Source organism: Marinomonas sargassi (assembly GCF_025716875.1).
Taxonomy (GTDB): Bacteria; Pseudomonadota; Gammaproteobacteria; order Pseudomonadales; family Marinomonadaceae; genus Marinomonas; species Marinomonas sargassi.
In genome coordinates this window covers 299182-311382 of record NZ_JAOVZB010000001.1, presented here as the reverse complement: position 1 = coordinate 311382, position 12201 = coordinate 299182, and the positions used below count along the sequence as shown (strand labels likewise).

Here is a 12201-nt window from a genome sequence, read left to right as displayed (position 1 = left end):
CTTCGTATGTCTAAAACAAAATGGCGCTCGTTAGATGGTATTGTCTTACTGAACAAGCCTATCGGTTTAAGCTCGAACCAAGCATTACAGCGAGTTCGTCGTCTTTATAGGGCGGCGAAAGCTGGACATACAGGGGCTCTTGACCCACTGGCAACAGGAATGTTGCCTTTATGTTTGGGGGAAGCCACTAAGTTTTCTCAATTCCTTTTAGACGCTGATAAGCGTTATCTCACTTGCATTAGATTAGGTCAAAGAACCACAACGGGAGACCGTGAAGGCGATATTTTGACTGAAGAAGTTGTTCCTGATTTAACAGAAGAAGAGTTAGAGTCTGTCTTGAACCGCTTTCGCGGCGATATCGAGCAAATTCCCCCTATGTATTCAGCGTTAAAGCATGAAGGTAAACCCCTTTATGAATACGCTCGAAAAGGCATAGTGATCGAAAGAAAGCGCCGTCAGGTGACGATTTCTAATATCACTCTTGTTTCTAGAACAGCGAATACTCTGACGTTAGATATTCAATGTAGCAAAGGCACTTATATTCGCACCATTGGTGAAGACATAGGTGAAGCGCTTGGCTGCGGTGCGCATTTGCACTCTTTACATCGAATTTCGACAGCAGGTTATTCTCCTGAGGGTATGTTGACGTTAGAAGAATTTGAAGCGTTAGCAGAGCAGGGTGAGGAGATTCTAGACACCAAATTAATGACGATGGATACTGCCGTTGAACATTTGGATAGGGTAGAATTGTCATCTCAGCATACGAGAGAAATGCTGTTTGGTCGTACCGTTTCTCATGCGGATCTTTCAGTACCTACTGATGAAGGTGTGCTATTTAGAATGTATGATCAAGCGACTCAGCGTTTTTTAGGCTTAGGAGTGCTAAAAGGTAGTGTAATTAAGCCCCATAGGCTGGTAAATACCAGTGAGTTAACTAATTTTTAGTGTTAGAATAGCTCACTTAGGGTAACTGAAAATATGCTCGGCTATCCTTTATTCTTAAATAGCATATTAATTTGGAGATATAGATTATGGCATTGTCTGCAGAAGAAAAAGCAGCGTTGGTTAAAGAATTTCAAGTAGCTGAAGGTGATACAGGTTCTCCTGAAGTTCAAGTCGCTTTGTTGACTAAGAACATCGTTGGTCTACAAGATCACTTTAAAGCTCACATTCACGACCATCACTCACGTCGCGGTCTAATCCGCATGGTAAACCAACGTCGTAAATTGTTGGATTACTTGAAGCGTAAAGATGCAGCTCGTTACACTAGTTTGACTAAAAAACTAGGTCTACGTCGCTAAGACTTAAGAAAGGGCCATAAAATATTATGGCCCTTTTTTTATTGGACTCCCAAGGGACAGCCTGTACTTCATATAAGTTTTTTACTTTTCCTTAAAAGGTTATTGAGAATTTATATGAGTACTGGCTTTAAAAGAGGTCTTTGGGAGAAAAGACATTTTTAAAAAGAAAAGGAATACGTGTGAGTATTACTACAAAAACTTTCCAGTTCGGTAACGATACCGTAACTCTAGAAACAGGTCGTATTGCTCGTCAAGCAACCGGTGCTGTTCTATGTACTATTGGCGATGCACAAGTACTTGCTACTGTTGTTGGTGCTAAGTCAGCTAAACCAGGTCAAGACTTCTTCCCATTGTCTGTTCATTACCAAGAGCGTGCTTATGCCGTTGGTAAAATTCCTGGTGGTTTCTTAAAGCGTGAAGGTCGTCCTTCTGAAAAAGAAACACTAACATCTCGTTTGATTGACCGTCCTATTCGTCCATTGTTTCCTAAAGGTTTCATGAACGAAGTTCAGGTTGTTTGTACTGTTATGTCAACAAACACTGATTTAGATGCAGATATTGCTGCAATGTTAGCAACATCTGCTGCATTGACTATTTCTGGCATTCCATTCAATGGCCCAATTGGTGCTGCTCGCGTTGGTTTTAACGACGAGTCTGGTTATGTTCTTAACCCAAGCTATTCTGCATTAGAAGGCTCTCTACTAGACATGGTAGTAGCGGGTACAAAAGATGCCGTACTTATGGTGGAATCTGAAGCACAAGAATTGACTGAAGATGAAATGCTAGGTGCGGTTCTTTATGCTCATAAAGAAATGCAATCTGCTATTTCTGCTATTGCAGAGTTCGCAGCAGAAGCAGGCAAACCTCGTTGGGAATGGGAAGCAGAGCCAGCAAATGCTACTTTGGCTGAAGCCCTAGAAACAGGTTATGCAGCACAAATCGAAGAAGCTTACGGCATCAGTGAAAAAATGGCGCGCTACGCTAAATTAGGCGAAGTTCGTGAAGCTGCGGTTGCTGCTCTTGTTTCTGAAGAGGGTGAAGTTACTGAAGCAGACGTAACAGGTGCTTTCTCTAAACTTGAGAAACGTACTGTTCGTCGCCGTGTTATTGATGGTCAGCCTCGTATTGATGGTCGTGACAACAAGACAGTTCGCCCAATTAATGTTGAAGTAGGTATGTTGAGCAAGACTCACGGCTCTTCTTTGTTTACACGTGGTGAAACTCAAGCGATTGCAACTTGTACTCTTGGTACAAGCCGTGACGCACAAATGTCTGATGGCTTAGCTGGCGAAAGCAAAGACAGCTTCATGTTGCACTACAACTTCCCTCCATACTCTGTGGGTGAATGTGGCCGTATGGGTGGTGTTGGTCGTCGTGAAATTGGTCATGGTCGTCTAGCTCGTCGTGGTGTACAAGCTGTTCTTCCTACTGAAGATGAGTTCCCATACACAATCCGTATCGTATCTGAAATTACAGAATCAAACGGTTCAAGCTCAATGGCTTCTGTATGTGGTGCATCTCTTTCTATGATGGACGCAGGTGTTCCTCTAAAAGCGCCAGTTGCAGGTATTGCAATGGGTCTTATCAAAGAAGACGACGGCTTTGCTGTCTTGACTGATATCTTGGGTGACGAAGATCACCTAGGTGATATGGACTTTAAAGTAGCAGGTACTGAAGAAGGTATTACTGCACTGCAAATGGACATCAAAATTGAAGGTATCAACGAAGAAATTATGGATATCGCTCTAAGCCAAGCGCTTGAAGCTCGTACTCATATCCTTCGTGAAATGGCGAAAACAATTGGTTACGCTCGTCCAGAAGTGTCTCCAAACGCTCCTTCAATGGCGACAATCAAAATTGATCCTGAAAAAATCCGTGATGTCATCGGTAAAGGCGGTGCAACAATCCGCTCTATCACAGAAGAAACAGGTGCCTCTATCGACCTTGATGATGATGGTACAGTACGTATTTATGCCGCTGATAAAGCAGCATCAGATGCAGCATTGTTGAAAATCCATGAAATCACGGCTGAAGCAGAAGTGGACAAATTGTACAAAGGTACTGTTGTTCGTTTAGCTGAATTCGGTGCATTCGTGAACATCTTGCCAGGTAAAGACGGTTTAGTTCACATTTCACAAATTGCTGAAGAGCGTATTCGTGCAGTGACTGACTTCTTATCAGAAGGTCAAGAAGTTATCGTTAAAGTACTAGATGTTGATGCACGTGGTCGTATCAAACTTTCTATGAAAGATGTGACAGAAGAAGATAAAGCAAACTTTTCTGAATAATCTTCCATTGGGTTGATTAAAAGGGCGCTATTGAATAGCGCCCTTTTTTATTGCCTGTAAAATGACTACACTGTTTCTATTGCTGTTTAACTGAAACGGTTGGCTTAATTATAAATAAAGGGAAATAGAATGAAGTTGAAAATTTTAAGTCTATTAGCGTTAAGTGTCGCTTTGGTAGCTTGTAGTAAAGATGCTGAGAAATCACCAACTGTCGCGGTTCCAGATTGTGTCTTCGCTGATGGCTCTAACCAAGCAGCACCAAATTGGGTATGTGGTGCGCCAGTTGAAGGTGTAGCCTTGTCTGCTGTGGGTTATAGCGAGAAGTCTGCCGCTGGACCAAATTACATGAAGCAAATGGCGGCGACAGCAGCAAGGGTTGAGCTAGCACAAGTACTGAGTGTTGATCTGCAAAATATGGTGAAGCAATACGTCGAAACAACTGGTGCGGGTGATGCGGAAACGGTGGATCGTGTTAATTCTGTTGTGACAAAACAAGTAACGGAGCAGCAATTAATTGGCTCACAAGTCATTCGTCAAATGCCAACCCCATCTGGTGGTTTAGTCGTCTTAGTTGGTTTAGACCCTTCACAAGCTGAAGGTGTTGCTGAGAGCATCTTACGTACTTCCATGAGAAATGAAGCGGCACTGTTTCAAAAACTAGAAGCAGAAAAAAGCTTTGATGAGTTAGCAGAAGAAATAGCGAAACGTTATTAATATTTCGCTAAACAGGTGGTGAATAAAGCATTTAATTTTCACCGCCTGTTTTTATGATGAGAGTTAGTTTTATATCTCTTCTTCAAAGATGGGTGTAGGCTTTTTATTTTCATCCACTGCGACAAAATTAAAATGACCTGTGATCGCTTTGGTCGTTTTATCGCTGTCTAATTCCTCAAGAAAGATTGATACCTCGACCTTTAAAGAAGTGCGACCTACTTTTACAACCCGTGCAACAAGCTCTATTAATATTCCTGAAGGAATGGGATGTTTGAAATCGACCTGTTCTGTAGAGATGGTTACCATGGGCTTTCTTGAAAAGCGGGTGGCTGAGATATAAGCCACTTCATCCATCCATTGCAGAGCTATTCCTCCAAATAGGGTGTCGTAGTGGTTTGTTGTTGCAGGAAAAACCATCTTTGCGACACGTGTTTCGGAGATGTCTTCACGCTTTTGAATGAGTAGCTTATTCATGTTGATACAACCTTTTATTTCGATGAATGCATTATGGCTTATTATACTGTTTGTCGTAACAGGATGTGACTCCCGTTTTAAGACTGAAGATGTTTTAGCTCAATATGTTACCGATTTAGATCGTTCTAAATACATTTCTATTTCTGTACCAGAAGTTTCTCTACCTAATGGCTTGCCTTCGAAAAGGTATCGCCAAAACAATCTATCTCAATTTGATATTGGCCTGTTGGACTTTTTATCTCTACAGCAATGTGATGTGGGTCATGTGGTTGGTCAAAAGAATAGTATTCTCGGTAAGGTGATGCCCAATAGCCAGCGTTTTTTATATGAGTTGGATATTATTAAAGCGATTGAATCTTGCGAAATAAAAGACGCAGATTTGTCTAGAAAATTAGATACTGTTGTAAATCAAAAACGTCAAGAACTGCCTATTGCGTTTGCTAATGCCTTGTTTGATAGCGCTGAAGGAGAGGCATTCTTTAGTCTTTCCAATGGTTTTTTACCTATGAATTATAGCTCTGGAAGCGATCTGGAGTTATTAGCTGCGCTGGATCGATTTATAGGTTTGGGGAAGGTGTTGCAGAGCGCTCCTAATATCAATGGTAATACTTTTGAAAATGATCTGAAGACCTTGATGGATAGTGAATACGCAGGCCGACTACTTTATAGTTTGGTAAGGATTACTCAGTATCTGAATCAGGTATCTAATGCTCTCGATGCGACGGATACTGAGGTGTGTGGCACGCCTCTGAATTATTTACGTCAGCAATTTAAGCAACATTATGTCGAAGTCATTCAGCCTTATATGGGGCGTATTCATACAAGTGCTTATGGAGTATTGCCTCGTCTTAATGAATTAATTGAAATGGGTAATTTTAGTAACAGCTTTCGTGAATATTTAGAAATATTTCTTATGAACTCTGAAGTAGGTATTTGGCGACAGTATCAGCTTGCCTCTCAGAAACACGCTAGAGCTTGGACTCGAGTGTTTGAAACCTGTTCGGTCAGAATTGCTTCCAATACTAAAGGTTAACTATCTAAGCGCTATAGTGTATTTGTTGTTCAACAGTATCAATTATATCGTGTTGATACGCTTGCCCTGTCGCTAAAGGTTCATTACTCAGTGCTTTAATAAGAGCAATATTTGCGATGGGATCCCCTGATAGACCTTGGGACAGTTGAATAGGACGAGTGATGGCATGGGGCTCATGCTTGTTTAAGGTATCTTGATTGTTGACGATCGAGGGGCCAGGCTGGCTAAAAAGACTCATCATCAAAGCGAAATTGGCATTACCAGACATGACTGGGCTGGTTTTGGCGCTTTGGGTGACTTGTGTTTCAACAATTTGTCTAATGTTCATCTTTTACCTGAGTGCCATTGCTTTCGATATTGATATCGGCTGCGATTGTATTTTCTTAATTAAAAAGCATTAGGTAATCGGTGAAATGTATAAACAATTAGAATTAAACTGCATATGGGGCTTTAGTGGGCTAATCAGATGATTTATTGTTATTTTTTGTCTGCTAAACTGAGATATCTTTGCCATTGTATGGTTCTAATTGGATAAGCGTCGTAATATTGTATTGAGAGAAGGTGGACTACCACTTTCATATATGGCAAACGCCTGAGATGATTCGTTAAACTCTGGATAATTGTGCGGTAAGGCATATGAATGCATGACATCAATGAATTGATAGACAATGTTAGGCACAACGAAGAAATTGCACGCAAGTTTTTTGAAATAGAGCGCTGTATTCTTTCTATTGGGCGTTGTGATCAATTTGTTTCAACTTTGACTAAAGAAGTTCAAAAGCAATTCTGTGTTCCTTATGTATGGATTAATCTAATCCCAGAGGCGCCGCTCTCTCATCTAGTTGAAAGCTTAGAAAAACTGCCTGATTTACGTGATCGAGTATTGTTTACTCCTCGCCGTTCAATGGTAGATATAATAAAGTCGAGTAACAAAACAATATTGATAAACTCCGATATGCCCCAGTGCTTATCCATTATTCCTGAAACCTACCGTCACATTGTTTCTTCTGTTGCTATTTCACCCCTAACCATAGATGGAGAATTAGTAGGCTTATTCTGTCAGGCTGATTCAGATAGCAGTCGTTATGACGCTACGACAAAAGACACTTTTTTGCTTGATCAGTTAGCCATAAAAATTTCTATTTGCCTTAGTAATGTCACGGCACGAGAAAAACTTGAATACTTAGCTACGCGTGATTCGTTGACAGGGCTGTTGAATCGTCGCCAACTTGAACTGATGCTAGAGCGTGAATTTATACGATCTAAAAAGCAGGGACGTGATTTAACGGTTGTTTTTATCGACTGTGATGCTTTTAAGGCAATCAACGATACCTTGGGGCACAATTGTGGAGATGAGGTTCTAGAATATATTGCTAGGCGTTTATTGAGGTCAGTCAATAAGCAGGGCTTGGTGTTTCGCTTTGCTGGAGATGAGTTCGTTTTTGTTGTTCCAGGGAAGTCATCGGATACAGCGGCTTTGATTGCGGAAAAGACACAAGAGTATTTACAAGCTAATCCACTGAGGTATAAATCTAACCTAGTACCAATTACGATTAGTTATGGTAGTGCAAGCATGTTGTCAGATAAGCCTAATAACTATAAGCATTTATTGAAAATTGCAGATGAGCGGCTGTACGATTATAAAAATAGTCGGCGACGTTCTGTACCTACAAAAGTGTTTAAATTTTTGAATAAATTACGCTGATCATGTAATAAAATTACATTTTTGGCGTTTATGGTTCGTTTATTAAGTGTTTTTAGAGGCATTTTGTTGTAAAGTTTCATTAATCATTATTAAGGTTCCTGTATGTCCTATGCTTTAATTGCCGATCTTGGTGGTACAAATGCACGTTTTGCTTTAGCTCCAATTCATAAAAACGATCTTTTTGAAGTAAAGGTTTACCCTTGTAAGGACTACCTTGACTTATTTTCTGCCGTTACTGAATATTTGAATCAGAGTAGTGTGGATTTTGAGCAGGTATCGGCCGTTGTTTTTGCGATAGCAGGGCCTGTGAATCAGCCCGTAATACGTTTTACCAATAATAATTGGCAGTTTACCCATGAAGATGTGGAAAACTTCTTCGGTAAAGAGAAAAAAATTGCTTTAATTAATGACTATGATGCCCTTGGTCATTCGTTGGATGCCTTGCCTAAGAGTGAGCTTGCTGCGGTTGGTGATAGTTCTAAATTAGACCTTAATGCTCCTCGTTGGGTAATAGGGCCAGGAACGGGGTTAGGTGTGTCATGTGTTGTTCCTCAAAAAGAGGGGGCTAATATCATTTTACCTGGTGAAGGTGGGCATGTTGATTTGTCCCCTTGTAATGATCTCGAAGATGATATTGTTAAGTTTTTGCGTAAGAAGTATCAAAGGGTATCGGCAGAGCATGTGCTTTCCGGAAGAGGCCTTGAGAATTTGTATGAGGCCCTTGCCTTACGAGAAGGCGTTGAAAAGCGCATTACTGCACCACAAATAGGAAAGGCCGTTTCTTCAGGTGACCCTATCGCTGTTGCAGCATTAAATCAGTTCTTTGTGTTTTTAGGTCGCGTTGTTGGTGATCTTGTACTGTCTGTGGAATCTCGCGGTGGTGTATACATCACAGGTGGGATTGTTCCACGTTATATTGAGGAAATTCGAAAAAGTGATTTCCGTGACGCTATGCAAGACAAAGGTCCTATGAAGGGGCTTGTTTCACCCATTCCTACTTTTGTTGTTATGTCAGAATACCCTGGGCTGATAGGGTGCGCTTGTTATGCGTCTTATCTTGTCTCGAATACCTAGTTTAGTTGGAGAGTAAAAATGAAGGCCAGTTTAAAAGCCTGTGATGTTGTAATCTTTGGTGGTGGTGGAGACCTTGCAATGCGCAAGCTGCTTCCTGCTTTGTACCATTTGGATATGGATGGGCTTCTTGCCCCAACAACTCGAATTACTGGTGTGTCTAGACGAGAGCTTAGTGCGCAAGATTACCAGCAGAAAGTACGAACTGCGTTAGATGAGTTTGTACCATCTAGTATTGGTGATGAGAAAACTTGGCCTCGTTTTAAAGAGCGTCTTAGCTATGTATCGGTTGATGCTGGTCAAGAGTCTGACTTTGCCCGTTTAAATGATCATCAAGTGGGCGGTGATGACCGAGATGTGGTTTTTTACTTGGCAACTTCACCTGACTTGTTTGGTTCAATTTGTTCTTCTCTAGCAAGTCATGGTTTAAACGCCGATAGAATGCGTGTTGTTCTAGAAAAGCCTCTGGGGAGAGATTTGATTTCTTCTCGAGCAATTAATGATGAAGTAATGAAAAACTTCAAAGAGCAGCAAGCATTCCGTATAGACCATTACTTAGGTAAAGAAACGGTTCAAAACCTCTTAGCTATTCGTTTTGGCAATACTCTGTTTGAACCTCTATGGGATAGCGCACATATAGATAATGTACAGATTACTGTTGCAGAAACGGTTGGTGTTGAAGGTCGTTGGGGTTATTACGATAAAGCGGGTGCCATGAGGGATATGGTTCAAAACCATCTTATCCAGCTATTATGTCTAGTGGCTATGGAACCACCGGGTCGTATGGATGCCGACTCAGTACGAGATGAGAAGATTAAAGTATTAAAAGCATTGCGACCTATTAGTGGTGCGAATGCTTATACGAAAACAGTGCGTGGCCAATACGCTAAAGGCCGTGTGAACGACAAAGATGTACAAGGCTACTTTGACGAAGAAGGTAGTAACCCTGAATCCCGCACTGAAACCTTTGTTGCGCTTCGAGCAGACATTGATAACTGGCGTTGGGCTGGCGTGCCGTTCTACTTAAGAACAGGTAAGCGTTTAGGTCAGCGATATTCTGAAATCGTTATCCAATATAAAGCGGTACCACATAGTATCTTTAGTGATGAGAGTAACCGCCAATTGCAAAGAAACCAGTTGGTTATTCGTTTACAGCCAGAAGAGAAAATCTCTCTGACAGTTATGAATAAAGTTCCTGGTGCGAGCGAAGGTATGAATCTTCAGCCTGTTGATTTGAACCTGAGTTTAACAGAAGCATTTAATGACAAGCGTAGCCCAGAAGCTTATGAGCGCTTATTACTAGATGTTATGCGCAATGATGCAACTTTATTTATGCGATATGACGAAGTTGAGGCCGCTTGGAAGTGGGTTGATGGTATAATGTCAGCTTGGAGCCAAACCAGCGAGAGACCGAAGGAATATGCTTCTGGCTCTTGGGGTCCTGCGGCGTCTATGGCATTGCCTATTAAAGATGGCCGTAATTGGCACGACTACTAAATAAATAAAAGGATAAAAGAATGAGTACCTCTTATACTGCAGAGCAGGTAATGACGGCGACACCTGTAGTTCCTGTTATTGTTGTTGATGACACAGAGCAGGCTGTTGCACTTGGCAAAGCGCTTGTTGCTGGTGGTGTACCTGTTTTAGAAGTAACACTTCGTACACCTGCTGCTTTAGAAGCTATTACCGCACTTCGTAAAGAAGTACCTGAAGCAATTGTTGGTGCGGGTACTGTATGCTCTCGTGAGCAATATGTACAAGCTATCGAAGCAGGCTCACAATTCATTATCAGTCCTGGAATGACAGCGGATCTATTGGCTGTTGGTAAAGAGTATGATGTTCCTTACTTGCCTGCTGTTGCGACTATTTCTGATATCTTATTGGGTATGGAATACGGTTATGACCGCTTCAAATTTTTCCCTGCTGAAGTTAACGGTGGTGTAAAAGCGCTAAAAGCGTTTGGTGGCCCATTGTCGCAAATTAAATTCTGCCCAACAGGCGGTATTGGCGCAAATAATTTCCGTGAGTACCTAGCTTTACCAAATGTTCTTTGTGTTGGCGGTTCTTGGATCGTACCAACCGATCTTGTTCGTGCTGGAAAGTGGGACGAGATTACAGAGTTAGCGAAATCTGTTTCTCAGTAATTTGCTCTGTTCTTAAAAAAGGGGAAAGGTGTAAACCTTTCCCCTTTTTTGTCTTCACCCTTAATAAGGTTATAAATTTTCTTCTGCAAATTCAGCAAGTCGACTACGTTCTATACCGTTGACATGCATAATGCTTGAGTACTTAAAGGCTTTGGATTTCTCTACTAAGTAGGTCAAACCAGAGGTGAGAGGGGTAATGTACTTGTTATCAATTTGGGCAAGGTTACCTAAGACGATGATTTTTGAATTACTACCAACACGTGTGACAATGGATTTTAATTGGAACTGAGTGAGGCCTTGGGCTTCGTCGACAATGATTAAAGCGTTGTTAAAAGACCTTCCTCGCATGAAGTTAAGCGACTTAAACTGGATGTTAGCTTTTTGCTTCACATAATCAATGCTGCTGAATGAGTGTTCGTCTGCTCCATGCAATATTTCAAGGTTATCATCAAAAGCGGCCAGCCAAGGCGCCATTTTCTCTTCTTCTGTACCGGGTAAAAAACCAATATCTTCTGCGATTGGCGGCGTAGAGCGAGCGACAATGATTTTATTAAAGCGCTTTTCTTCCATAGTAACTTGTAATGCGTAAGCTAAAGCCAATAATGTTTTACCTGAGCCTGCTGGCCCTGTCATTACCATGAGGTCAGAGTTTTCATGGCGTAATAAGTAGAAGGCCATGGCTTGTTCTAAGTTACGGGGGTGAATACCCCAGAAATTTTGATTCATTAGATGTTGTTTATTAACATCCAGTAGGTAGATGAACTCTTCGTCTAAATTAACAACAAAGCCGACAAAATCTTCCTCATCAATAATAAACATATTTAAGTAGATGTTAGGTAGAGCGCTTTTTTGAATGACATGAATGGTGTGTCTTCCATGGGCTTCTGTCTTTACGCTATCTATTCTTGACCAAAAGCTACCTTCAAACTGCATATAGCCTTTGCTCATCAGATCTAGGTCATCTAGCACCTTATCCTTGCGATAGTCTTCAACACGCTCTAGACCAGAACCCTTTGCTTTGATACGCATATTGATGTCTTTAGTGACTAAACAGACGGTGGACCTTGGGTGCGTGGCCTGTAGGCTAAGGCCAACATTAATAATGCGGTTATCGTTGGCATGGTCATGGCTGCCGTTTAAGAAGGGTACATTATCCGTCATAGTAATTTGTTGATCAGGATAAATCGCCAAATTACCTTCATTTTGAGAGCTGTCACTGCCTTCCTCGTGGGTTCTTATGGGTACTCCAGCTTGGAGTGCTTTGGGTGAGGCATTGCCAACGATCTTATCTATGGTGTTGATAGCAACCCGAGCTTCGCGGCTGACATCTTTATCACGTCTATCTTTAATGACGTCTAATTCTTCCAGTACTGTCATTGGTATGACGACTTTGTGTTCCGCAAAAGCGTATATGGCTAAAGGGTCATGAAGTAAAACATTAGTATCAAGGACGTATATTTTTTCCATAGAA

The 12201-nt window shown here is 41.4% G+C and carries 12 protein-coding genes; 9 read left to right on the top strand and 3 right to left on the bottom strand.

The annotated features are described in order from the left end of the window. The first annotated feature begins 6 nt into the window (after nucleotides 1-6). From truB to OFY17_RS01515, 4 genes are all read left to right on the top strand, one after another. Complete coding sequence (gene truB / locus OFY17_RS01530) at nucleotides 7-945, top strand: tRNA pseudouridine(55) synthase TruB (RefSeq protein WP_263528928.1); 939 nt, start codon at nucleotides 7-9, stop codon at nucleotides 943-945. Between the two features lie 86 nt (nucleotides 946-1031). Beyond that, a complete protein-coding gene (rpsO, locus tag OFY17_RS01525) occupies nucleotides 1032-1301 on the top strand; it encodes a 30S ribosomal protein S15 (protein ID WP_263528927.1) in 270 nt (89 codons plus the stop codon). Nucleotides 1302-1480: 179 nt separating this feature from the next. Then, on the top strand, nucleotides 1481-3589 hold the full coding sequence (gene pnp / locus OFY17_RS01520) for a polyribonucleotide nucleotidyltransferase (protein WP_263528926.1): 2109 nt from the start codon (nucleotides 1481-1483) through the stop codon (nucleotides 3587-3589). Between the two features lie 129 nt (nucleotides 3590-3718). Further along, the gene (locus OFY17_RS01515) at nucleotides 3719-4303 is read left to right on the top strand and encodes an LPP20 family lipoprotein (RefSeq protein WP_263528925.1); all 585 of its coding nucleotides are present in this window, start codon (nucleotides 3719-3721) and stop codon (nucleotides 4301-4303) included. A gap of 69 nt (nucleotides 4304-4372) precedes the next feature. On the opposite strand, the gene OFY17_RS01510 is transcribed toward OFY17_RS01515, so the two are convergent. Beyond that, entirely contained in the window at nucleotides 4373-4777 is a 405-nt protein-coding gene (locus OFY17_RS01510) for an acyl-CoA thioesterase (RefSeq protein ID WP_263528924.1), read from the bottom strand. On the opposite strand from OFY17_RS01510, the gene OFY17_RS01505 reads away from it, so the two are divergent. Next, nucleotides 4776-5810, top strand: a complete 1035-nt coding sequence (locus OFY17_RS01505) for a DUF3080 domain-containing protein (RefSeq protein ID WP_263528923.1) — start codon at nucleotides 4776-4778, stop codon at nucleotides 5808-5810. The two genes, OFY17_RS01510 and OFY17_RS01505, sit on opposite strands and share 2 nt — an antisense overlap. A 4-nt stretch (nucleotides 5811-5814) precedes the next feature. On the opposite strand, the gene OFY17_RS01500 is transcribed toward OFY17_RS01505, so the two are convergent. Then, complete coding sequence (locus OFY17_RS01500; protein WP_263528922.1) at nucleotides 5815-6138, bottom strand: hypothetical protein; 324 nt, start codon at nucleotides 6136-6138, stop codon at nucleotides 5815-5817. Nucleotides 6139-6450: 312 nt separating this feature from the next. Between OFY17_RS01500 and OFY17_RS01495 the strand changes: the two genes are divergently transcribed. The 4 genes from OFY17_RS01495 (at nucleotide 6451) to OFY17_RS01480 (ending at nucleotide 10730) form a co-directional block, all read left to right on the top strand. Continuing rightward, a complete protein-coding gene (locus OFY17_RS01495; RefSeq protein WP_263528921.1) occupies nucleotides 6451-7515 on the top strand; it encodes a GGDEF domain-containing protein in 1065 nt (354 codons plus the stop codon). Nucleotides 7516-7617: 102 nt separating this feature from the next. After that, the gene (gene glk / locus OFY17_RS01490) at nucleotides 7618-8589 is read left to right on the top strand and encodes a glucokinase (RefSeq protein WP_263528920.1); all 972 of its coding nucleotides are present in this window, start codon (nucleotides 7618-7620) and stop codon (nucleotides 8587-8589) included. A gap of 18 nt (nucleotides 8590-8607) precedes the next feature. After that, nucleotides 8608-10083 (top strand): glucose-6-phosphate dehydrogenase, encoded by a 1476-nt coding sequence (gene zwf, locus OFY17_RS01485; RefSeq protein ID WP_263528919.1) that lies wholly within the window; start codon nucleotides 8608-8610, stop codon nucleotides 10081-10083. 20 nt (nucleotides 10084-10103) lie between these two features. Next, a complete protein-coding gene (locus OFY17_RS01480; RefSeq protein ID WP_263528918.1) occupies nucleotides 10104-10730 on the top strand; it encodes a bifunctional 4-hydroxy-2-oxoglutarate aldolase/2-dehydro-3-deoxy-phosphogluconate aldolase in 627 nt (208 codons plus the stop codon). A 69-nt stretch (nucleotides 10731-10799) separates the two neighbouring features. On the opposite strand, the gene OFY17_RS01475 is transcribed toward OFY17_RS01480, so the two are convergent. Then, nucleotides 10800-12197, bottom strand: coding sequence for a PhoH family protein (locus tag OFY17_RS01475; protein ID WP_263528917.1), 1398 nt, complete (start codon nucleotides 12195-12197; stop codon nucleotides 10800-10802). Between the last annotated feature and the right edge of the window lie 4 nt (nucleotides 12198-12201).